Below are 21499 nucleotides of genomic sequence, written 5' to 3' on the forward strand. Positions count from 1 at the left end.
AAAGTTAGAAAGAGTTTTTCATTCTACCAAACTTTACTAACAAAAGATATGGAATCATATCAAACAGCACTCCCAAAACAGCACTTAATCCGCTTGTTATCAAGACTGAAGACAAAGAAATATTTTATCGAAAAGCATTCTTTGTCCTTCCGAACAGCCCTCACCTATATATATTACTAATGTATCACCCTTTTATTTTCTTCATTAAAAGTAGAAAGGGAAAGCAAAAAGGCTGTATCGGGAATTCAATCCTGATACAGCCTTTCAATTTATGCTAAAGCTACGTTCTTATTGTTCTTTTGCTTTGATTTCAATAAGCTCGCAATCGAATCTTAGTGTTTCGTTAGGACCGATCTTGTTACCTGAGCCATTTTCTCCGTAAGCAAGTTCAGCCGGGACCCAAAGAGTAAACTTAGATCCAACCTTTACAAGTTGAAGACCTTCTGTCCATCCCTTGATAACACCGTTCAATGGGAAAGTAGCAGGCTCTCCACGATCGTAAGAAGAGTCGAACACTTCACCGTTAAGAAGTGTTCCCTTATAGTGTACTACTACCATATCTTCTGCGGTTGGCATAGCACCTTCACCTTCTGTTTCGATCTTATACTGAAGACCGGACTCGGTTGTTATAACACCTTCTTCTTTTGCATTCTTAACCATGAACTCTTCGCCTTTTGCCTTATTTGCATCAGCAGCCACCTTGCGAAGTTTTTCAAAAGCAGTTTCCAAGAACTCTTGAACAGCCATGCTATTCATTTCGATAGTATCACCCTTCAAAGCTGTTTCAAGACCTGCTGTAAAGAGTGCCACATCAAGAGAGTCTCCAGGTATGACAGAACCTACTTGGCCCTTCATCATATCTATTTGGAACTTCATTTGCTGACCTTGGTAGAAACCGATAAGGTATGCCATAGAGTCTTTTGTTGTCTTTTGTGCGCTTAGAGGCACAGAGTTCTTTGTGCCGTTACAAGCAGTAAAGGCAAATGCACCTCCTATAAGAGCTGCTGTAAGAAGAATCTTTTTCATTTCCGTTTATTTAATAATTATATCCTATATTCTCGTCAAGACGCTTTTACTTCTCTATACTTAGAAGCTCTATATCAAATATAAGGGTGCTGTAAGGCTCGATGCTTTGACCGGCTCCTTGCTCTCCGTAAGCGAGCTGATAAGGAAGAAACACTCTCCACTTAGAGCCTACGGGCATCAGTTGTACCACTTCCGTCCAGCCCTTGATGACACCATTCAATGGGAATGTAGCCGGTTCGCCTCTCTGATAAGAAGAGTCAAAGACCGTTCCATTGATGAGTGTACCATGATAATGACACTTTACCTTATCCGTTGCCTTAGGTTTCTCGCCCTCTCCTTTGGTCAAAATCTGATATTGAGCCCCTGAAGGCAGCGTTACGACTCCTGCTTTCTCTTTGTTGATACGCAAGAACTCTTCTCCGGCTTCCTTATTGAGAGTAAATTTATCCTCCTGCAATTTCTCAAAATATTCTTTAAGAAGTTTTTGTGCTTCCTCTATTGAGATTTGTGGAGTAGCACCTTTCAATGCCACGTCCAATCCTTTCACAAACTCTTCTGTATTAAGTTCTTTAATTCCTGTTGCTGTAAAATTATGCCCGATGCTCAGGCCTAACGCATAGCTTATTTTATCCATTTACAATAATATATTTTGACGGCAAAGTTAGAAATAATTATTGATCTATAAAAGAGCGCATTGCAAACTTTCAGAGAAGGCATTACTCCTCTACAACGTTCCCGACATGGATGCACTTGCTTCTCGTATCCTCAAACAGGGGGCGATAGGCGTTATTCGGGATCACTCTGTTTCTTCTGAAAACAAACTCCCTGACACTCTTGGCATAATAGAGGGGAGAGTCGAATGTCTCAAAGAGATTGTCCTCCACCACTATTCTCCCGTGATAGTACTGATCTTTCGAGTCAAGTTCCCGAATTACCGGATCTACAGAAATGATACCATTGGTAAACTGATACATCCCCGTAAGCGGATTCACAAAACGGTTTTTAGAGATGATCACCTCCTCGCACGGACCACTCTCGTACCAGCCATTGGAGTCTCCGCAAAGGAGTATGGCGCTACCATGAGTGTGGTCGAACAGATTTTCTTCGCAGACCACCTTTTTGATTGTAGAGAATAAAGCTCCCCTCGCCCTATTGTTCCTCACAATATTCTTACTGAACAGCACCGTAGGATAGGCAGAAAGATTCTCCACTGCAAGCTGTTTACCCTCTATTTTATCCAATGGAAGCGGATCTTCAAAAGCGATCATCCTTCTTTTCTGATCTCCTTCAGAGAGAGGGAAAAATGATTGTATTTTAGATGTATGTACCGGCAAAAGCGTTTTACGATCAATGAAACGGATAGAGTCTCCACTCTCATACCAGCGAAGCCCAAAGCTCTGCCCGTGCGCAAAAGAGGCTTGCACTTCGGAAGCATTCAGCACGGAGTCCACCCTCAAATAGGTTCCATGCACATTGATGGCATCATCTGCCATCTGCTCGTATAACCCATTAACCGAAGAGATATACCCTCTGCAACCCGAGAAATGTGTGGCATCGGCTTGTAGTGTAAAGTAACGTTCAGAGCCTTGTGCCACTTCCACCTTAAAGCCATCCAACGATATATTCTCGGTGTCTTGTGCTATAAGCCCCATTCCTTCTGCATAATGCACAACGACATCCTTAAGTTCGATATTCTTGCTATCCATCACCACGATACCCGGAGCAGGTCTGTAATACGACCTCAGCACATATCTGTTATGCTGAGAAGCATAGGGATACTCGCCCCACCCTTTCAAGATCAGGTTTCGTTCGCTTTGACGTATTATCTGAGCCGGGTTAAAAGCGACATCTGCTCTGCCCCAAACCATTCTTCTGTCCTCCTCAAACGGCATGGCTACAAAGGGTGTAACTTCAAAGTCTTCTCCTTGCAAGACTATCTTGTTCTCTCTTACCTCAAACCGGGTCTCCTCCGGAACTCTTACAAGCATCGACTTATCTTCATCTCTCATCTCCAACACCTCTATCTGCATCAGTGCCGGACGAGGATCGTCTATGGAAAAACCTTGCAGGACAACCCCGGAACATCCTTTCACCACAAACGGTATCTGTCTGCCGTGAAAGAGCAGCTTGGTCTGTCCGCCACCTTCCACCACAACCTTTCCGCCTGTTATTCCCTCAAACATAAACGCCACCTTTCTATCCTTTACGTGGTCATGATTGGAGATAAACAGCTCATAACTCGGCAGACTGTCCGGATAGAAGTGATAAGAACCGTTCTTCAACGAGATCTTCACACTCTTACCCTCCTGAGCCATCCGGTGCGATGTTTGAAGCAAGCGGCGAAGAGCGGGAGAGTTGTCAAAATCTTTTTCCGAACGACCGCCATACTCCTCCAGCGTGAGAGTAACGGGTTGAGAACTCTTATAAGGCTTTCTCACTCCGCAGGAGAGCAGAAGCAAGAAAGAGAGCGACATAAAAACAGGAAGTAATCTTTTGTACACGACAATCTGTATTTGAAAAATAAAAAAACTCTTAGACTTAAACTCTCATCTCTTCTTGAAAAATAGGAAGTGGAGATGCCGAAACAGCGTGGGGATGGTACCATAATAGGCACTCATGATCATGAATCGCTCCTTCAAAGAGGCTTTATGATACTTGGTTGTGGCACCCTCATGGAGATACTTTGTAAGGAAACCCTCCACTTTCAGACACTCTGCCCCCACCTCTTCGGCACGGCGAAGGATACGTATGCACCAGTCAAAATCGGCAGAGAGCCTGTACTTCTCATCATTATAAAAAGGTACAAGTTCTCGACCGGCATAGAATGACTGATGACACACAAGCATACCGTTCTTGAAGCTTTTCCAAGTCAGCTTTCGTGGTGGAGAGAGTTTTCTCGGACCCATACTGCGTCCATCATAATCGACGATCTCCGTATGTCCGTACAGCACAGCAGGTAGTCTGCCCGCATTCACAGGCTCTCTGAGATACTCCGCTGCTTTATCCATCACACGGGAAACGGTATCCGAATCATAAAACGTATCCCCTGCATTCATGAAGAGGACATAGTCGCCGGATGCTCTTTTCAGCCCTTTGTTCATTGCATCATAGATACCATTGTCTCTTTCGGATACGAAAACCGAAATCGCATCTCCATGCTCTCGGACAAGTTTTGCGGTATCATCCTTAGAGGCACCATCTATCACGATGTACTCTATATGCTTATAGCGCTGCTCCTCGACGCTCTTAATGGTGCGTTCGAGCAAGGGTGCGGCATTGTAGCAGACCGTAATGACGGAAAGCACCAAATCGTCTCTTTCTAACTGTTTCATGGCTCAAAGTTCCGAAAAATTTCTCTCATAAAGTCGTATATTTACTCCAAAATAGACACTTGACAGAATGAACAAAAAATCTTTTCAGGAATATTATGCTCCGGAGTTCAGCCACTGCTTCGGCTGCGGAACGGCAAACGAACAGGGTCTTCACGTAAAAAGCTATTGGGTGGACGGTACAGAAAACGAAAGCGTAGCATATTACCGACCGGAAGGTCATCATACCGGAGGATTTCCGGGATTCGTTTACGGAGGTCTTATTGCCGCGATACTCGACTGCCATGGCAACGGAACTGCCGCTGCGGCAGGCTATAAAAGAGAGATGAGAGCCATGGATACTCTGCCGGCTCTGAGGTATGTAACCGCCAATCTGAACCTCAACTACAAAAAGCCTACCCCTATGGGCGTGGATCTGGAGCTGAGAGCACGTGTCGTGGAGACAACGGCAAGGAAAGTCTCCATGGAGCTTCGGCTGATAGCCAACGGCACTATAACCGTGGAGGGAAGCATGGTATCTGTTCTGCTCCCTGCATAGGAGCATCTTGCCCGGAGGCTCTCTTTTCTCGTCTGAACCTGTATAAAATTGTCTCTGAACGGATTAAATTTCAAGTCTTAACGGATTAAAATCTTGCAATCAAGCCTTGATTTGCAAACAACAAGGCTTGGTTTGTGGAAGTCAGCCTTCGATTCCCTCAAAACAAGGCTTGAAAACCAATTCTTTTCAGGATAAAAGGAAGTTTTATTCACTTATAACTCCTTTTCCGAACAGGTATAATCAAAGATGGGAAAGAGCATCCGTAAAAATGAACCGACGGCGGCTCTCTTCGGCAGACTTGCATACAAAAAGAAAGCTGTGCCACGGATCCGCTCCGTAACACAGCTTATATTTCAGCTCGAAAGTTCTTATAACATCGAAAAGCAGAGTGCAGATCAGAAACTGACCTCAAAACTCATCCCGTCGTAAGCCAGATGGGTGCGAGTGTCAAGGGCTTTCAGAACCGCTTCCGCCTCTGTATGTCTGCCGATGGTGTGTGCCAAGTGGGTGAGATAGATCTGCTTTGCCCCGATACTGTTGCCCAACTCTATCGCCTCTTGAACGCAAAAATGCGTAGGATGAGTATAGAAGCGCAGACCATCTATGATCAGATGTTCCACCCCTTGAATGGCTTCCAGTGTCTCCTTCGGTACTACTTTCACATCCGTAAGATAGGCTGCATTGCCCATTTTGAAACCCAATATCGGCAGTTTGCCGTGGATCACACGGAGCGGCAGTATCTCTACCCCTTTCGGTTTAGGCAGAGAAAAAGGAACATTGGGTTCTATTATCGTGAAGCTATAATGCGGAACACCCGGATAGGCAACGGCTCTGAACGCATACGGCATACGCTCTTTAAGAATGGTCGAAAGGTACTCCTCTGTATATAGAGGGCAGTCCGTCTGTCCTCGAAACAGAGGACGAATATCGTCCAGTCCGCCTACGTGATCGTAATGTTCGTGCGTAAGGAATATCCCTTCTAAGGAAGAGACATTCTCTCGTATCATTTGCTCTCTGAAGTCGGGCCCGCAATCTATTACATAATGAGCGGCATCGGCATCTTCCTTTTCCCCGAAAGAGAGAAGAATGGAAGCCCTTAAACGTTTATCTCTGACATCTGTCGAAACACAGGTGGAGCAGCTGCAACCAATCTCCGGAATACCGGTAGATGTACCGGTTCCCAAGAATGTAATCTTTCCTTTCATACGATTACTCTTGCGGATGATTGTATGTGGGAGCTGCAACGTATTTCACTTCGGGGATGAGGCGAACACCATACTTTTTCCACACGCTCTCCTGTATCTCTTCCGCCAACCTTGCCACTTCTCTCCCCGATGCTCCTCCATAATTGACAATGATAAGAGCATGCTTTTCGTACGTTCCCACATTTCCGGAGCGGTATCCTTTGTAACCACAGCGGTCTATAAGCCATGCGGCAGATAGCTTTCCCCGTCCGTCATCTTGAAGGTGATACGACAAGTCCGGGTATTCCTGCAGTAAAGATTGAAGTTTATCGGCGTCCACAACCGGATTCATAAAGTAACTTCCGGCATTTCCAAGCACTTTAGGATCCGGCAGTTTGCTTTCTCTGATGGAGATGACACGCTCTCGCACCTGCAACGGAGTAAGAGCAGCAGCTGCCGTTTCCAGGTCTTGCAATCCGTTGTAAGAGAGAATGGGATTCGGCTGCTTGCTCAAACGAAGGACAACTTTGGTGATAAGGAAACGATCCATCTCCTCTGGTCTCTTGAAGCGAGAGTGCCTGTAAGAGTAGTCGCACTCTTTCTGCATATAAGTCCGATGCTCTCCGTCCACAAGGTCGTACCCTTCCACAGAAACAAGGACATCGGCAATCTCAACACCGTAAGCACCGATATTCTGTACCGCAGCCGCACCTGCCACTCCCGGTATAAGAGAAAGATTTTCTATTCCCCACCAGTTACGTTCACAACAGTATGCTACTGCGCGATCCCATTCCACACCTGCATCCAACTGCAAAAGCACGCTCGACTCGTCTTCGGAAAGCAGTCGTATCTCATCGGAGATGTACTTGATCAAAACCCCGTTCACATTTGCCGTAAACAGGAGATTGGATCCTCCCCCGATGATATGTTTGTCGGCATGGCAGAAGTACTCGTCACGAAGCAGAGTGGAAATATCTTCTTCCGACTCTATCTCCACATAGTACGAAACCTGTGCTCTCACACCAAAGGTGTTGAGAGGCTCTACGTTATAGTCTGTATGTATCTTCATATTTATAAAAAAGACCAAACCCCCACGGCATATACCCCCGGACTCTAAGAGAAAAGGGACTATGCGGTGAGGGTATGACCTTAAAATGTATTGAGGCTCATCTTTCCGGTAAAAAACTGCCCGACAGGGACTCTGCCCTAACCATGCGTACTCCGGAGCGATGTTATCTCAAAATTACTGTTTGTGCAGGATCCAAGCGTCGTTGAACTGAGAGTAACGTCTCTTGATAGACTCTCTTGTTGCCACGGCTTCTTCCTTTGTGTCATAGCTCGCAACAATAACACGATACATGCCCATCTCGTTTTGCGCAAGAAGAACATTGTATCCTTCAGCTGTCATTCTCTCTTTCAATGACTTTGCATTAGTCACATTTTGGAAGCTGCCAATCACTACACTGAAAGCGCGAAGCCCTGTTGCATCTTCTCCTTGTGCAGGAACAATTCTTTCACGAACCACAGCAGCATGCTCGGTCGTACGAGCTATCGGCTTGATATCATCCATAGCTCCCTGATTTCCGGCCTGTGCCATTTCACGCTGTTTAGCTTTTTCCCAAGCTTCACGATATGCACTTTGTTTAGGTTTACAAGAAGTAAGACCTCCAACAAGAAGTAGTCCTGTAATGGCAATGATGATTCTTTTCATGTTCTTATTCAATTTGGTTTTTACACTCACAAATGTAAGAAAATAAGTCAGATTATTCAAATAGTAGTCCGCAATCTATCTACTCTTTTCGCCATACCGATTGCCCTCGCAATGCTAACAAATGAGTAAAAAAGATATAATCTCTAAAACCGACTATCCATTAAGCCTCTTTTTCCTCTTCCTGCTCTTCAAACGTGGTGAATCCATCCTTTACAAGTGTGTTGTACCAAAGTACAACCTTTCTGATATCTGTGGGATAGACTCTCTCCTTATCGTAGCTGGGCAACACTTCTTCCATGAAACTTTTGAGAGATTCGGGTGTTGCAGCGATGTTTTCAGCGTCCAACTCTTTACCGCTCTGCTTTTCAAAAATAGTAGTGAGCAGTGTTCTGAGAGGCAGATCGCCCTCTTCGGTGTAGATGGAAATATCGTACAGGGAAACAACTTTATCTTTTGGGAAAAGCTGACGCTTCACTTTAGTGGTAAGATCTTGAATGACTATTGGAGTTCTGTTTCCGGTCAAGATTTTGAACAATCCCGGTTTACCGCTTATGGAGAGAATTTGTTTCAGTGACATTATTCTTTCTTTTTAATGTTTTATTAGGTGATAATTAAGTTGAATATCTCTTCCCACTGTTCTATAACAGAGTGTGGGGAATAGTTTTTTATTGTGTATAAGGCACGAACTTTTGCCGTTTCTATTTCATCGCTTTGCGTTCTGATACGTCTTTCTACTTCTTCTTTCGGCATCTTATTGCGGAGCATCACTCTCTCTGTTCTTACTGCTTCCGGAGCATCAACCAGAATAACGGCATCACAAAACCGGTTCATTCTGCTGGAGTAAAGTATGCCGGACTCCATCCCGACCCATTCGCATGGAGATTGTGCCTTCCAAGAGAGAAACTTCTCCTCTACTGCCGAATGGATGATCCGCTCCATTTCTATCTTTTTAACAGAAGGTGTCCCGAAAATGATTGAGCTTAGAAAAGGTCTGTCTATCTCTTCCTGCTCGTTCAAAACGGATCTGCCGAGTAGTTTTTCCAGCTGAGCCGCAACGCCGGAATCGAAATAAACAGCTTTTGCAACGCTATCGGTATCGAAAACAGGGATACCATAAAGAGCAACAAGCCTGCTTAGAATGCTTTTTCCACTGCCTATGCCGCCACAGATACCGAGGACACGCGTCTCTTTTTTCATTCTTGTGCCTCTTTTTCTTCCAAAAGATACTCCACAGTGGTAGGGTCGGTCTGGATCATCTGCACGTAAAACGGCTTCTGATGTATGATTATATCCGCCTTTCCCGACCTGCTGCCTCCCAGCTCTGCCTTGTCTATCGTTACCACGATATCCTTTGGAGAGAGCTCTTTGAACATATTCTCCGGAATAAAACAGGTAACACGGATAAAAGAGGGAAACGTACGCACGTAGAAAGGAAGCTCCTCATCATTCATGGAGATAGGCACTTCAAACTCTTTCTGAACCAGTTTCTGGGTGTGAGCACAAAGCGTTATCTCATTGGGAGTAATGGTGATTCCGTTGCGAGAAAGGAGTCGCACCGTAAAGATGGTGGAGTCTTTGACATTGCTGAATACGATCGTATCTGTTTCCACCTCTGTCAGGAGATCCAAAAGATGCTTTCCACCATAGACGATAGCCGAGGTCTGACTCATGGAGACAGAGTCCAAAATACTTCCTATCTCCGGTTCTATCTTCGTGGAGAGCTTTATGGGAAGCTGCTTCTTAGCCTTTGCGGTATAGCTGAACCCGATGCTTGCAGGCACAATGCGGTCTATTCGGGACGATGACAGTGCTTGCGAATAGATCAACTTCTCCAACTGTTCGGCAGATATATCCACAGCACCATATCTTTTCTCGGAAAACTCTATCGGCAAAACGATCTCCCGTGCTCTCTGAAGCCATATATATCTCAAGAAGGCACTTCCCGTGTCCGTGATGGTTACGGTTACGGTTTCGGGAATAGGCTCCGAGAGAGAGATGTCGGCAGGTATTTCCGGAGCAACGAGCTTGAAAGTAACATTATCCGTATAGGTGTCCTGCACTGCCCGTATAAACCAAAAAGCAAAACTAAGCACAAAAAAGAAGAGGTATGCCATCAGTTTACGCATACCTATGCGCCCAAGAAGGGATTTGATCTTCTTCGATAACTTTTGCCTGCGAGACATTACTCTTTCCCGATGATCTCTTTATTGCTTATTTTTTCTTCTCTTCTACCACAAGAGGAAATATGCTGGAGAATGTTACACGCACCTTTACGCCTTCGGCTATCTCCACAACAACGTATCCGTTTTCTTTGTTTATCTCCTTAAGTGTACCCATGATGCCGTCCGAAATGATCACTTTGTCTCCGGTCTTAAGGCTCTCTCTCTGACGCTGTACCTCTTTCTGACGCTTGCTGTTGGGACGGATGATGAAGAGCCAGAAGACGAGCACCATCACACCTATAAAGATAAACTGCATATATGAGCCGCCGGCAGGTGCTGTTTGTAAAAATACCATGTTCATAGTTGTTTGAAGTTATTTGAAAGTTAAAATTGTTTTTCTTTTATTCCGAACGTCCCAAACGGTTCATCATGCTCCGAGAATGCGTCCCTCTGCTTTCAGATCCATTATGGCTTGATGCAGAATACCGTTGATGTAGTTCGTGTTGTTCGGATTGCTATAATACTTAACGAGGTTAAGGTACTCGTTCATCGTCACGCTGGTTGCTATGGTTGGGAAGTGTATCGCTTCCGTTATGGCGAGTTGCAAGATAAGGTATTCTATCTCGGCGACACGCTCCTTGTCCCAGTTGCGGAAGTATTTGCTAATGAGTGCTCTATACTCTTCCTCGTTCAGGATAGCCTGAGAGACAAGCTGTGTACCGAACTCACGCTCCTCGTTGCCGTTATATTGCGGACGAAGAAGCCGTGATAAAGCGGTGTCCTCTTTCATACCATTCACCACCTTTAATACAAAGCTCATCACGATCTCAATATCATCGTTCCAGAAGATAGAAGAGTCTTGCAAGATAGCGAACCACTCATCGTTATCCAAGATGAAGCGTTTGTAGATGCGCTTCCAGAACTCTTTATGAGAGTCGAAGTCTTCTGCCGGAAGCGGTATGCTATCCTCCTCTTCTTCTCGAAGCAGGAAAGAGAGAATGTTAGAGAAGTAGTCCGTAAACTCTTCCCTTGCCGGAATCAGCGTCTCACACTCTGCAATGAAGTCGGGATCGGCTTCCAAGATTTCCACGTATGGGGAAGCGATGATAATATCCAGCTTTTTGACCAGCTCCATATCCGAAGATCTCTTCTCCAGTTCGATCTCCTTTCTCCTCTCAGCCTTTACTTTCACATAGTATGGCACCAGTACCATCAGCTTGTATAAGTGATAAGATTTGTCCAACGCCATGGTCAGATTGTTGGATGCCACAGAAGCCTTTGTGCCTCCGGAAAGGTAAAAACTGTACAGTATTTGGAGGGCTTTTATACGTATCAGTGTACGATTGATCATATCTATTCTATGAATAAGTTGGCTACAAAAATACGACTTTTCTCACACTATACCAAAGGGAGAAGATCAAGCCATTTCAAAAGAGAAAATAGAGGGACGAAAAGGAGAAAAAGCCGTTTTTACCCGATGCCCGGTCAAAGAAAAAAAGCGGCTTCAAAGCGGAATTTTTATATAAAAACGAATGGTCAAAAATCGGAGCGGACAGCTCCCCAAAAAACCTCCAATCCAAAGAAAGAGATCTCCAATAAGAGATAAAACACTGTCCATCAAGCGCATATAAAACAGCCCATCTTTGGGAAAAATTTTTCTCCAAGCCATTTGATGGGGCTTTTTCGCGTTAATAGCTGTGAATTTTAACACCATCAATCGTAAATAAATCCTAATGCACTTTCGGGACAAAAAACGACAAAAAAGAGCCAAAAACGCATAAAACACTACATATCAACACCATAAGCAAAAATTCTAAACACGTTAATCGAATCCGGTAAACGTATTAAATGAAATCGGTAAACGTGTTCATTGAAAAATTAAACACGTTAAGCCGAAACAATATGCTCGTTTAGTGTTTTCGCTTAACAGCTATCGGAATTTGTGTTAATAAAACAGCTCGAATTTAACAATTCGGTCGTGCTCTGAAAACGCCCCCTCCGATCAAAATAGAGAGCAGAAAAAAAGCGGGCATTTTTCGGGATGGAATATACAAAAATCGGCTTCTCAAAAAGAGCTGTATGGGCTCCTCCGAAAAGAGAAAATATCCACACCATTTTTTGAGCACTCTCACCGGCTCCTCTACCTCTCTTCCTCAAACTTGGAAAGCTATATGAACGAAGAAAACACTTTTTCTGTATATTTGTCTCAAAATTAAAATCATAGACTAACATGACATTGAAAAAACTAATCAAAGAGACCCACCTTTGGCTTTCGCTACCGTTCGGAGTGATCATTTCAATCATTTGTTTCAGCGGAGCTATGCTGGTATTTGAAAGAGAGATTACGGACTGGTCGAATCCGCAAATATGCAAAGTAGCCGAAGTGAAAGCAGAGACTTTGCCTATGGATTCGCTTATGAACCTGGCACAAAAGAGTCTGCCCGAAGGAGTAAAAATCACTTCGCTTCGCATCTCATCCAATCCGAAGAGAAGCTACGAACTTGCCATTTCGGAGCCTCGCCGTACTCTGCTGTTTATAGATCAATATACGGGAGAGATAAAGGGCCTTATAAAACGTCCGGCCTTCTTCTATACCATGGTGAAGCTTCACTATACACTGCTGGATAAAGTAGAGAGCAAAGATGAAATCTTCTGGGGCAACGAACTTGTAGGTATCAGTACCATCGTGTTTGTCATAGCTCTTATTACGGGTATTGTTCTCTGGTGGCCTCGTTCGAGGAAGTATCTGGCAAAAAATCTAAAGATAGTTGTCGGGAAAGGTGCATGGAAGTTTTGGTATTCGTTTCACAATGCAGCAGGGATGTATGCCCTTATCTTCCTTCTTGCCATGGCTCTTACGGGGCTGAATTGGAGCTACTCGTGGTATAAGAAAGGATTTTACGCCGTTTTCGGTATGTCTCAACAGCCGTCGGAACAGGGCGGTAACAGACATGGAACAAGAGGTGATAAAAAAGATGCCGAAATCTCTCCGGAAAATCCATTCATTGCATGGGAAAAAGCTTACAAGTCTGTATTGGCAGAAAATCCTAAGCACAAGCAGATCAACGTATCCGATGGTTCTGTCTCTGCCATAATAGGAGAATTCGGGAATGCTAACGCAGCCAACAAATACAGTTTTGACAGAGAGAGCGGAGCCATAACGGAACGTAACCTCTACAAAGATGTACCCAAACAGAACAAGTTCCGCAGCATCATCTACAACGTACACGTAGGAAGCTGGGGAGGAACGATAACAAGAGTACTCACAGCCTTGGCTGCTCTCATTGGTGCCACCTTACCTATTACGGGATATTACCTCTTCATCAAGAGAATGATCGTAAAGTATCACAAGCGCAAAAAGGGTGTTACCAAAGTGTAAGTACTCTCCTATCTAAGAAAAATAGAAACAGAGTTCTTGCCAAAGCGTGGCAGACTCTGTTTCTGTCGTAATAAATGACAACACGTTACAGAATGAAAATACTGGTTTCTTGGAGTGGAGGTAAAGATTGTATGCTGGCTCTCCATAAAGCTATACAGACTCACTCTCCATCGGAAGTCTATCTGCTGAATATGTGCGATGAGGATGGTTCCATGTCTCGTTCGCATGGATTGAGTGCTCTGCTTATGCAAAGGCAAGCAGAAGCAATGGGTCTCCATCTTCTGCAAATAGCGGTACAACGAGATGGCGGAGGGTATGAAGCCTCTTTCAAAAAAGGTGTCGCCGAGCTGATGGTCAAGGGCGTTACGCATGGTGTCTTTGGGGACATCTATCTGGAAACCCATCGCTCATGGGTGGAAAGAGTATGCCAAGAGTGCGGCATCACCCCCATATTCCCTCTTTGGGGGATGAAAAGCGAAGAGGTGGTGCGTTCGCTGATAGACGAAAAGTTCAGAACCACCATCGTATCCATACGCAAAGGCAAGCTTTCGCCCGAAGAGTTCTTGGGAAAAGATCTTTCTCATCCGCTCCTCGATACGCTTAAGGTCATGCCGGGAATAGATCCGTGCGGAGAGAATGGAGAGTACCACACTTTTGTTTACGACGGCCCTCTGTTCCAAAAGCCACTATCTTTCCGGATAACAGGTCAGACCGAAAACGATAAACACTACTTTAACACACTTCAACTCTTATGATTCGGCTTCGCAAACAGATACTGCTATTGTTCATAATATGCAGCTCTCTCCTCTCGGTTATAGCTCAAAAGCCTGTGAGAGTAGTCTCTCTCGTCCCATCGGTAACCCAGAGTATCGTAGACCTCAAGGCTGAAAAATATCTGGTCGGAATCACTTCTTACTGCAATGTTCCCAAGGGAGTAAAGGCTGAAGTGGTATCTTCCGCCGTAAAGATGAATGTGGAGAAGATCCTTCGTCTTAAGCCTGACATTGTCTTTGTGTCGGGGCTCACCAATGCGAAAGATATGGAAACGCTGAAACGGATGGGAGTAAAGATACAGATGCAACCCACTCCGAAAAGTTATGCAGAGATTTGCAGCCAGTTTCTCCAACTGGGACGCACCTTGGGCTACACGGAGCAGGCGGAAAAAATAGTAAAGGAGAGCCAAAAGGTGATCCAAGAGATCCGCGAGAAAAGAAAAAGGGAGAAAACAAGGCGCTCTAAGGTTCTCATGCAGATTGGAGCCAATCCGATCTTCGCGGTTCTTCCGAATACATTCATGGCAGACTACCTCTCTTTTCTCGGCGTGGAGAATATAGCCGAAAAAGAGACCAAAGGCACTCTGACGAGAGAGTTTGTTGTGGCTAAGAATCCGGACTATATCATAGTGGTAACAATGGGAGTAGTGGGAGAAGAAGAGCGAGATACATGGCTAAAACATAAGACCATGACCGCCACGAAAAACGGACATATATATATCGTGGACTCTACAATAGCGTGTCAGCCATCCCCTATCGCATTCAAAAAGACACTCGAAGTTTTGGACAAGTATATCAGATAACAGAAGATGAAAAACAATTTCGGACTTATACACATATATACCGGAGACGGGAAAGGTAAGACAACAGCAGCGATAGGACTCGCTACTCGCGCATTGGGCGGAGGCTTTAAGGTGTGCTACTGCTCCTTTCACAAGCGCCCCGAAAAGTATGGATACACAGAAATGGAGAGCTTGAAAAAATTGGGAGCATCCGTCTATAACTTTGCCAAAGGACACCCACACTTGGATAAATCAATATCTCCCGGAGCCGTTGCACAAGAGGCAAAAGAAGCTGTGAACTTCCTTAAGGATCTTGTCCGACACGAGATATTCGACCTTCTTATCATGGATGAGATACTCATTTCGGTACGAGATCACTACATAGAAGAAGAGTTGCTGCTCGACTTTATAAATTCTAAACCCGAACATCTTGAACTGATACTCACCGGAAGAGGTGCTACGGAAAATCTCATGGAGCTTGCTCACTATGTTACCTACTGCAAGAAAGTGAAACACCCTTTCGATAGTAAGATACGCTCTCGAAAAGGGATAGAATATTGAATACCCGTATGCGAACAGCGAAGTATGGCTCAACCTTTGCCATCCCGATCCTTATTGTAAGTCTTGTGGGAGTACTGCTACTCTCTCTGAGTATCGGGGAAATCTCCATTCCTTTTTGGAAATGGAAAGAGATATTGCAGGATCCGGACAGTATGGAGTATGGCATTCTTACTTATATCCGACTGCCCCGCGCTCTCTTGGGATTGGCTGTGGGTGGTGCCCTGTCCCTCGCCGGAGTGGTGCTGCAAGGGATATACAGGAATCCGTTGGTAGAGCCTTACACTTTAGGAATATCGGGGGGAGCATCTTTGGGAGTAACTTTTGCAATTGTCTCCGGACTGCATGCCGTTACGATACTATTCTTACCGCTTGCCGGATTTGTCGGTGCTCTGCTCACAATCTTTCTTGTCTATACTCTCAGCTTGCAGCGTGGTTACCTCAGCATTACAAGGATGCTTCTGATCGGTGTCATGATCAGCTTTATCTCCTCTTCCCTAATGATGTTCCTGATGAGTGTTACGGATGTGGAAAACATCCACGGGATAGTGTTCTGGATTATGGGATCTCTGAATGAAAGCAATGCGATGCTGTGGGTCTCAATGCTTATTCTGTCCATCCTCTCTTTGGGTATCACCTACCTTTTTACCACGCCCCTGAATGCTCTAAGGCTTGGAGAAGAGAAAGCAATGCACCTCGGCATCAATGCCAATACCACTATACGTATTCTCTTTATAACCACTTCGCTCCTCACCGGTGCCTGTATTGCTGTTGCGGGAGTGATTGGATTTGTCGGATTGGTTATTCCTCATATTGTCCGACTATGGGTTGGTACGGATTATCGTAAACTGCTCTTGACATCATATTTGGCAGGAAGCGTATTCCTTATACTCTCTGATGTTGTTGCCCGAACGATAATAGCCCCCAATGAATTGCCTATCGGAGTGATAACCGGTATCATTGGAGGAGCTGCCTTTATATTGATTCTGGTAAAAAGCAGACACGGCAACAAATAGCAAAAAGCTTGCTGATGGTATAAAAACACAGATCCGATATGGAAGGTTTCCATATCGGATCTGTGTTTTGTGTGTTTTCTGGTTTTAATTCTAAAGGTTAGTCATCGATTCTTACAAACTGTCCGTTTCTGTCGAAATAGATTTCAACATCATCACCTCTGTGCATGATTTCTACCTTATATCCGTTGGATTTCTTTTCAACAGTAGAAATATAAGCTCTTGGAAACCTTGCACTGATATAGTTTCTGATATTGGCAGGAAGAGTTTCGATGAATGAGTTTGGCAATGCACGCTCATCTCCGCCTACTTCAATCCACTCGCCATTGCTGTTAAAGTTAATGTCAACACCATTTACAAGATCTACATCGTACATAGTAACGTAAGGATTGTTGCTGCGACGCTTAATCTTGATCTCTTTGATACGTACGTTAGGGAAATGAGTAGCAAGGAAGTCGTTTGCGATACGAGGGAGTCTGTCGTCTACAATAGGAGCATCGCCTCCGTTACCCGGATTGTTTCCGCCTTGATCATTATCCGGACCTATCAAAGAACCGTTTACATCGAAACGAAGTTCAACATCATTCGCCAATTCCAATTCAAATCCGTAAGTCTTTTTCTTTAGTTCTACGATGAAAGTTCTTGGGTAAGTTCTCTTGACATACTCAGAGATACTTGCAGGGATAAGTCTCATGATAGACTCCGGAACCGGTAGATAGTAATCGTCATCTCCCTCTACTTCGATCCAACGATCTTGTCGATCAAATACAACTTTATAGCTCTTGAAGTATCCTTGCTTCAGATAAACTTTCTTTCTGATCTGACCTTTTTCACGTTCGATCTTGGTATAAACGATTCTGTATCCTGGAAAGTGAGTGCTCACAAACTGCTCTATTGTAGTATTTGTATCGCCTTCTCCCGGATTAGGATTCGTTCCTTGAGAATTATCGTTAAGTAATGCTCCGCTTTTGTCAAAGAGCAACTCTTTGTCATTCACAAGCTCAACCTTGAAGCCGTAAGCCTTTCTTTCTATCTCCTGCAAACCGATGTTAGGATAGTTTGTATCTACATACTGTACGATAGCAGCAGGTAGAAGTCCGAGTAGATTACGTGGAATAGGGCGACCATCTATAAGACTTTCAATCTCTATCCACTGACCATTTCTGTCAAATTCGATCTTGACATTATCTGTAACAATAGTGTTGTTTTTCTTTTTCAACACTCCTGCATAAAGAGCACCGAATTCATTCTCTTTCTCTCTCTTTACCACTTTCTCGACGGTATAGTCTTCAAAGTAAGTGGAAACAAACTGAGAAGCACTCTCAGGCAGTCTTTCTGTTTCTTCTTGAACTATAGGAAGATCTTGCTTAATGTCTTCATTCTTCGTACAAGAAGAGAATACCAATGCTCCTCCAAGAGTTGCAGTAAAAAGTATAAATCCAATCTTTTTCATTTCTTTCTTCATGGCATATAGTTTTGATGATTGTACTGCAAATATCGAAACGAAACCTGAAAAGAATCTGGAATGAAATAAAAAAGTGAGATTTATATTGTTTTCATTCTATATAGAGGATTACACCTGCATTGTTCCCCATCAGAAAGAGATCTTTCTATACTTTATTCTGACGAGAGAGCTCGAAACAGTGTCTGCTTTGAGCGTCAAAATAGTAAATTACTTGCAGATGTTCTACCTCGCAGATAGATTTAACCAAAGCCAATCCCAAGCCTAAAGAGCCTTGTTTCTTACTACCCTGATAGAATTTATTAAAGATCTGAAGAGGATCTAATGGTGTATCTACTCCGCTATTACGGAACACAATCTTATTATCCGAAAGTTCAACCACAAACTCCCCCGCCTGTATGTTGTGCACATAGCCGTTCTTAATAAAGTTGCCGATAAGGATAGAGCCCAAGGTTTCATTCATTTCGGTTCGAAACACACCGCTCTCCACAATCTTCAAAGATATACTCATGTGTTCATAAGCATCCGAATAGTTCGGTAGCATTTGATGAACAAGGGTATTGAAGTCCAGCTCTTTTTTCTCCACAAACTGATGATTGTCTATCTTGAACAAGAGCATAAGAGCTTTGTTTAGCTTGGAAAGATAATCCAACATCTGCTGAGTCTTTGCAAGTTCAGCCAGCTGTTCTTCAGAGAGTGTCTCGTCTTCCATCAGCGTGTCTATGCGATTAAGGCAAACGGCAATAGGAGTCTGCATCTCATGTGAAGCATTTCCGATAAACAGCTTTTGAGACTCAAACAGCTCCTCTGCCCTCTCCATGTTACGCACTGCTGCCTTATTCAGTTTATCAAATTCCAATATAATGGTCGGATTGTTAAGAGCCGGATTAGCCTCTCCTACTTTATATCCATCCATCCAAGAGAGCAATCTGTACAAAGGTCTATTGATTCGCTCATAGATCCAGATATTTACGGCAATGATCGTAAGCAGAAGACATATATATAAGAATATGATCCACGAAAGTATGGACTCTTTAAGGTCGTGCTTTTCCACGGTTGGGGTATAAACATCCAAACGATAATATTTCTCTCCCATGCCCTTGTGATAAACAGCCGAACGCACTCTGGCAGGTTCTGTTTCCTTTTTAAGCGGAAGATAGACCATCGTATCTATATATCTCACACGCCGTCTATTCAGTGCTTCCTCCCTTGAAATCTCTTTCAAATAGTACTGATTGTTCGAGTTTGTACTCACTGTCGGAATACTCTCTCCTGCGAGAAATCGAGCCATGATAAGCTCCGAATAGTCGTCCAAAGAGTCATCAATCTCATCGTTCAACTCATCTATCATCGCAGCATAGAAGAGTCCAGCCCATATCGTAAGGATGATACTCAAAGAGATAGATAGCCTTATAACAACCCGATAGATAAGTTTCATAAGAGAAAGGGGCTTATTTGTTGTACAATTTCGATACCGCTTCCCGGATCTCCTCTACGGTAGCAGTGGCAGGAAGAGAGTCATAACCGATCCGAAAAGAACACCCTTCCCGAAAAAGAGAACACCCATAAGCTCCATTCCCTCTCAGCAATGTCCCGGAAAGACAAGCCGGACAGACCACCGAAGTATCTATGCTTTTATAGGCATTATCGGCGGACTTCATGATGGAAGAGCCGTAGATCACCTCTTGGACAAGGTCTTTTACCAATACTTTCATCTCTTCCATGAAAGTATGAGGAGAGTATTTCCCTTTGTCTATAAGCTGCAGCTTGTACTCCCATTCGCCTGTCAGACGAACGCTTTTCAGAAGATCGCTCTTGATGATCCGGATGAGGGCTATTCCTTTTGCCGTCGGAATCAGATTCTTTCTCTTCTTCTCCACATAGCCGCGCTTTTGAATGGTTTCGATGATAGCAGATCGAGTAGAAGGTCTTCCGATACCTTTCTGCTTCATGGCCTCTTTCAGCTCTTCGTCTTCAACCAGCTTTCCGGCTGTCTCCATGGCATTCAGCAGAGTTGCTTCCGTATATGGTTTTGGCGGTTGAGTCTGTTTCTCCTGCAAGTCCGGCTTATGAGGACCTGACTCTCCCTCAGTAAAAACGGGCAGGATACCTGTTTCCTCTTCATCTTTTACAGACTCCTCCTTATCTGCCGGAGAGTCTGCAAAGACCGCTCTCCAGCCTAAAGATGTGATCTCTTTGCCTGTCGCACGGAATGGGATAGAGGCTACCTCTGCCGATATAGTGGTATTTTTGATCTCTGCATCCGGGTAAAAAGATGCGATGAAACGCTTTGATACAAGATAATAAACACGCTCTTCGTTTTCATTCAAGAAGCGTGGAGTCTCTCCGGTAGGTATTATCGCATGGTGGTCTGTTACCTTACTGTTATCCACAAACTTCTTATTCTTCTTTAGTGCTTTACCCAATAGCGGAGCGACAATATCTCTCAAATCCGGAATGTTTGCAAGGTTCTGAAGCACGTTCGGACACTTGGAAAAGATGTCGTCGGTAAGGTATGTCGTATCCACACGAGGGTATGTAAGCAGCCTCTTTTCGTACAAAGATTGTGCGCATTTCAGTGTATCGTCTGCCGTCAAACCCCATTTCTTGTTACACTCTATCTGCAGAGACGTAAGGTCGAAAAGGCGAGGAGGTCCCTCTTTGGCAGCTTTTTTCTCCACTTTGGTTACGCGAAGCGGTTCGGAAAGGATCTGTTCGAGCACTTTCTGAGCCTCGGATGCTTCTTCGTACTTCCCTTTTGTGGAGTTGAACAGAGTATCTCTGTATGTTGTCTTTATCTCCCAATAAGGCTTCGAGACAAACTGCTCAATCTCCAGATGACGCTCCACAAGCAGAGCAAGAGTAGGCGTCTGCACTCGTCCTACGGAGAGTATTCCTTTCTCGTGAGCCGGTTTGAACCGTTGGGTGTACAGGCGTGTGGCATTGAGACCCAGTATCCAGTCGCCCACTGCCCGGCTTAGCCCTGCCATGTAAAGATTCTGGTAGTCGCTCTCAGGCTTGAGGTTTTTGAACGCTTCCCTTATCGCCTCCTCCGTCATGGACGAAAGCCAAAGTCTCTTTACGGGGACTTTACACTCTGCCAACTGGAGCACCCATCTCTGTATAAGCTCTCCCTCCTGTCCGGCATCACCGCAGTTTACAACCTCCGATGCCTGTGAGACAAGATGCTTGATGACATTGAACTGTGCCTCTATCCCTCTTCCTTCTATCAGCTTGATACCGAACTTCTCCGGAATCATCGGCAGCTGCTCCAGAGACCACCGCTGCCATTCCGGCTTGTAGTCGTGTGGTTCTTTGAGAGTGCACAGATGTCCGAATGTCCACGTAACGCAATAGCCCTGCCCTTCAAGGTAGCCATCACGCCTTTGTGTGGCTCCAAGCACGGCGGCAATATCCCTTGCGGCAGAGGGTTTTTCGGCGATACAGAGAATCATCTTTACTTATATGTAGAATATATTACGAGAGCATACTTGTCTCCAAAGGTACAAAAATGGAATAGAATCCACTTTTCACTCCTCTTTTATCCCCTCTGAAAGTAGTGCCGATATTATTCTTTGTTAA

Annotated in this window: 22 protein-coding genes; 7 read left to right on the top strand and 15 right to left on the bottom strand. The window is 44.4% G+C overall.

Translation table 11 applies throughout. The features are described 5' to 3' along the window. Positions 1-288: 288 nt before the first annotated feature. The 4 genes from JT26_RS05095 to JT26_RS05110 form a co-directional block, all read right to left on the bottom strand. Positions 289-1026, bottom strand: a complete 738-nt coding sequence (locus JT26_RS05095; protein ID WP_036847179.1) for an FKBP-type peptidyl-prolyl cis-trans isomerase — start codon at positions 1024-1026, stop codon at positions 289-291. Between the two features lie 46 nt (positions 1027-1072). Next, on the bottom strand, positions 1073-1660 hold the full coding sequence (locus JT26_RS05100) for an FKBP-type peptidyl-prolyl cis-trans isomerase (protein ID WP_036790241.1): 588 nt from the start codon (positions 1658-1660) through the stop codon (positions 1073-1075). A gap of 82 nt (positions 1661-1742) precedes the next feature. After that, positions 1743-3527: an alpha-1,3-galactosidase B gene (locus tag JT26_RS05105; RefSeq protein ID WP_152566994.1), complete on the bottom strand. Its 1785-nt coding sequence runs from the start codon at positions 3525-3527 to the stop codon at positions 1743-1745. A gap of 45 nt (positions 3528-3572) precedes the next feature. After that, entirely contained in the window at positions 3573-4358 is a 786-nt protein-coding gene (locus tag JT26_RS05110) for a glycosyltransferase family 2 protein (protein WP_036847181.1), read from the bottom strand. Positions 4359-4425: 67 nt separating this feature from the next. On the opposite strand from JT26_RS05110, the gene JT26_RS05115 reads away from it, so the two are divergent. Continuing rightward, complete coding sequence (locus JT26_RS05115; protein WP_036790246.1) at positions 4426-4893, top strand: PaaI family thioesterase; 468 nt, start codon at positions 4426-4428, stop codon at positions 4891-4893. Between the two features lie 246 nt (positions 4894-5139). Next, the gene (locus JT26_RS05120) at positions 5140-5322 is read left to right on the top strand and encodes a hypothetical protein (protein ID WP_036790249.1); all 183 of its coding nucleotides are present in this window, start codon (positions 5140-5142) and stop codon (positions 5320-5322) included. Here the strand turns inward: JT26_RS05120 and JT26_RS05125 are convergent. The 8 genes from JT26_RS05125 to JT26_RS05160 form a co-directional block, all read right to left on the bottom strand. Beyond that, positions 5289-6098: an MBL fold metallo-hydrolase gene (locus JT26_RS05125; protein ID WP_036847185.1), complete on the bottom strand. Its 810-nt coding sequence runs from the start codon at positions 6096-6098 to the stop codon at positions 5289-5291. The two genes, JT26_RS05120 and JT26_RS05125, sit on opposite strands and share 34 nt — an antisense overlap. Positions 6099-6102: 4 nt before the next feature. Then, entirely contained in the window at positions 6103-7146 is a 1044-nt protein-coding gene (murB, locus tag JT26_RS05130; RefSeq protein WP_036847188.1) for a UDP-N-acetylmuramate dehydrogenase, read from the bottom strand. Positions 7147-7320: 174 nt separating this feature from the next. Then, the gene (locus JT26_RS05135) at positions 7321-7788 is read right to left on the bottom strand and encodes an SPOR domain-containing protein (RefSeq protein ID WP_036847385.1); all 468 of its coding nucleotides are present in this window, start codon (positions 7786-7788) and stop codon (positions 7321-7323) included. A gap of 160 nt (positions 7789-7948) precedes the next feature. Further along, positions 7949-8365 (bottom strand): DUF5606 domain-containing protein, encoded by a 417-nt coding sequence (locus JT26_RS05140; protein WP_036790259.1) that lies wholly within the window; start codon positions 8363-8365, stop codon positions 7949-7951. A gap of 23 nt (positions 8366-8388) precedes the next feature. Next, positions 8389-8985, bottom strand: coding sequence for a dephospho-CoA kinase (coaE, locus tag JT26_RS05145; protein WP_036847192.1), 597 nt, complete (start codon positions 8983-8985; stop codon positions 8389-8391). Further along, positions 8982-9971 (bottom strand): hypothetical protein, encoded by a 990-nt coding sequence (locus tag JT26_RS05150; RefSeq protein ID WP_036847195.1) that lies wholly within the window; start codon positions 9969-9971, stop codon positions 8982-8984. The genes coaE and JT26_RS05150 overlap by 4 nt, the downstream gene beginning before the upstream one ends. A 28-nt stretch (positions 9972-9999) precedes the next feature. Further along, entirely contained in the window at positions 10000-10305 is a 306-nt protein-coding gene (gene yajC / locus JT26_RS05155; RefSeq protein WP_235300025.1) for a preprotein translocase subunit YajC, read from the bottom strand. Between the two features lie 72 nt (positions 10306-10377). Then, positions 10378-11301 carry a transcription antitermination factor NusB gene (locus JT26_RS05160; RefSeq protein ID WP_036847201.1) on the bottom strand — a complete coding sequence of 308 codons (924 nt, stop codon included), beginning with the start codon at positions 11299-11301 and terminating at the stop codon, positions 10378-10380. Between the two features lie 879 nt (positions 11302-12180). Here JT26_RS05160 and JT26_RS05170 point away from each other — a divergent pair. The 5 genes from JT26_RS05170 (at position 12181) to JT26_RS05190 (ending at position 16458) form a co-directional block, all read left to right on the top strand. Beyond that, entirely contained in the window at positions 12181-13329 is a 1149-nt protein-coding gene (locus tag JT26_RS05170; RefSeq protein WP_152566995.1) for a PepSY domain-containing protein, read from the top strand. A gap of 92 nt (positions 13330-13421) precedes the next feature. Further along, positions 13422-14084 (top strand): diphthine--ammonia ligase, encoded by a 663-nt coding sequence (locus JT26_RS05175; RefSeq protein WP_052103074.1) that lies wholly within the window; start codon positions 13422-13424, stop codon positions 14082-14084. Continuing rightward, positions 14081-14905 carry an ABC transporter substrate-binding protein gene (locus JT26_RS05180; RefSeq protein WP_036847207.1) on the top strand — a complete coding sequence of 275 codons (825 nt, stop codon included), beginning with the start codon at positions 14081-14083 and terminating at the stop codon, positions 14903-14905. The genes JT26_RS05175 and JT26_RS05180 overlap by 4 nt, the downstream gene beginning before the upstream one ends. Positions 14906-14911: 6 nt before the next feature. After that, the gene (locus JT26_RS05185) at positions 14912-15445 is read left to right on the top strand and encodes a cob(I)yrinic acid a,c-diamide adenosyltransferase (RefSeq protein ID WP_036847210.1); all 534 of its coding nucleotides are present in this window, start codon (positions 14912-14914) and stop codon (positions 15443-15445) included. An 8-nt stretch (positions 15446-15453) separates the two neighbouring features. Next, positions 15454-16458: an iron ABC transporter permease gene (locus JT26_RS05190; RefSeq protein ID WP_036847213.1), complete on the top strand. Its 1005-nt coding sequence runs from the start codon at positions 15454-15456 to the stop codon at positions 16456-16458. 97 nt (positions 16459-16555) lie between these two features. Here JT26_RS05190 and JT26_RS05195 read toward each other — a convergent pair whose 3' ends face one another. The 3 genes from JT26_RS05195 to JT26_RS05205 all read right to left on the bottom strand — a co-directional run bounded on the left by JT26_RS05195 (position 16556) and on the right by JT26_RS05205 (position 21372). Then, positions 16556-17908, bottom strand: a complete 1353-nt coding sequence (locus tag JT26_RS05195) for a PepSY-like domain-containing protein (RefSeq protein WP_036847216.1) — start codon at positions 17906-17908, stop codon at positions 16556-16558. A 157-nt stretch (positions 17909-18065) separates the two neighbouring features. Beyond that, positions 18066-19355, bottom strand: a complete 1290-nt coding sequence (locus JT26_RS05200; protein WP_036847220.1) for a HAMP domain-containing sensor histidine kinase — start codon at positions 19353-19355, stop codon at positions 18066-18068. Positions 19356-19368: 13 nt separating this feature from the next. Beyond that, positions 19369-21372 carry a DNA topoisomerase 3 gene (locus JT26_RS05205; protein ID WP_036847223.1) on the bottom strand — a complete coding sequence of 668 codons (2004 nt, stop codon included), beginning with the start codon at positions 21370-21372 and terminating at the stop codon, positions 19369-19371. Positions 21373-21499: the final 127 nt, after the last annotated feature.

This window comes from Porphyromonas sp. COT-108 OH1349, from assembly GCF_000768755.1.
GTDB lineage: Bacteria > Bacteroidota > Bacteroidia > Bacteroidales > Porphyromonadaceae > Porphyromonas_A > Porphyromonas_A canoris.

Bases quoted from the DNA above. Each gene is read 5' to 3' on its own strand.
- yajC (WP_235300025.1), bottom strand. From the start codon at position 10,305: ATGGTATTTTTACAAACAGCACCTGCCGGCGGCTCATATATGCAGTTT.
- JT26_RS05160 (WP_036847201.1), bottom strand. From the start codon at position 11,301: ATGATCAATCGTACACTGATACGTATAAAAGCCCTCCAAATACTGTAC.
- JT26_RS05180 (WP_036847207.1), top strand. From the start codon at position 14,081: ATGATTCGGCTTCGCAAACAGATACTGCTATTGTTCATAATATGCAGC.
- JT26_RS05115 (WP_036790246.1), top strand. From the start codon at position 4,426: ATGAACAAAAAATCTTTTCAGGAATATTATGCTCCGGAGTTCAGCCAC.
- JT26_RS05185 (WP_036847210.1), top strand. From the start codon at position 14,912: ATGAAAAACAATTTCGGACTTATACACATATATACCGGAGACGGGAAA.
- JT26_RS05190 (WP_036847213.1), top strand. From the start codon at position 15,454: ATGCGAACAGCGAAGTATGGCTCAACCTTTGCCATCCCGATCCTTATT.
- JT26_RS05125 (WP_036847185.1), bottom strand. From the start codon at position 6,098: ATGAAAGGAAAGATTACATTCTTGGGAACCGGTACATCTACCGGTATT.
- JT26_RS05200 (WP_036847220.1), bottom strand. From the start codon at position 19,355: ATGAAACTTATCTATCGGGTTGTTATAAGGCTATCTATCTCTTTGAGT.
- JT26_RS05140 (WP_036790259.1), bottom strand. From the start codon at position 8,365: ATGTCACTGAAACAAATTCTCTCCATAAGCGGTAAACCGGGATTGTTC.
- murB (WP_036847188.1), bottom strand. From the start codon at position 7,146: ATGAAGATACATACAGACTATAACGTAGAGCCTCTCAACACCTTTGGT.
- JT26_RS05100 (WP_036790241.1), bottom strand. From the start codon at position 1,660: ATGGATAAAATAAGCTATGCGTTAGGCCTGAGCATCGGGCATAATTTT.
- JT26_RS05205 (WP_036847223.1), bottom strand. From the start codon at position 21,372: ATGATTCTCTGTATCGCCGAAAAACCCTCTGCCGCAAGGGATATTGCC.
- coaE (WP_036847192.1), bottom strand. From the start codon at position 8,985: ATGAAAAAAGAGACGCGTGTCCTCGGTATCTGTGGCGGCATAGGCAGT.
- JT26_RS05095 (WP_036847179.1), bottom strand. From the start codon at position 1,026: ATGAAAAAGATTCTTCTTACAGCAGCTCTTATAGGAGGTGCATTTGCC.
- JT26_RS05110 (WP_036847181.1), bottom strand. From the start codon at position 4,358: ATGAAACAGTTAGAAAGAGACGATTTGGTGCTTTCCGTCATTACGGTC.
- JT26_RS05175 (WP_052103074.1), top strand. From the start codon at position 13,422: ATGAAAATACTGGTTTCTTGGAGTGGAGGTAAAGATTGTATGCTGGCT.
- JT26_RS05170 (WP_152566995.1), top strand. From the start codon at position 12,181: ATGACATTGAAAAAACTAATCAAAGAGACCCACCTTTGGCTTTCGCTA.
- JT26_RS05135 (WP_036847385.1), bottom strand. From the start codon at position 7,788: ATGAAAAGAATCATCATTGCCATTACAGGACTACTTCTTGTTGGAGGT.
- JT26_RS05150 (WP_036847195.1), bottom strand. From the start codon at position 9,971: ATGTCTCGCAGGCAAAAGTTATCGAAGAAGATCAAATCCCTTCTTGGG.
- JT26_RS05120 (WP_036790249.1), top strand. From the start codon at position 5,140: ATGGGAAAGAGCATCCGTAAAAATGAACCGACGGCGGCTCTCTTCGGC.
- JT26_RS05195 (WP_036847216.1), bottom strand. From the start codon at position 17,908: ATGAAAAAGATTGGATTTATACTTTTTACTGCAACTCTTGGAGGAGCA.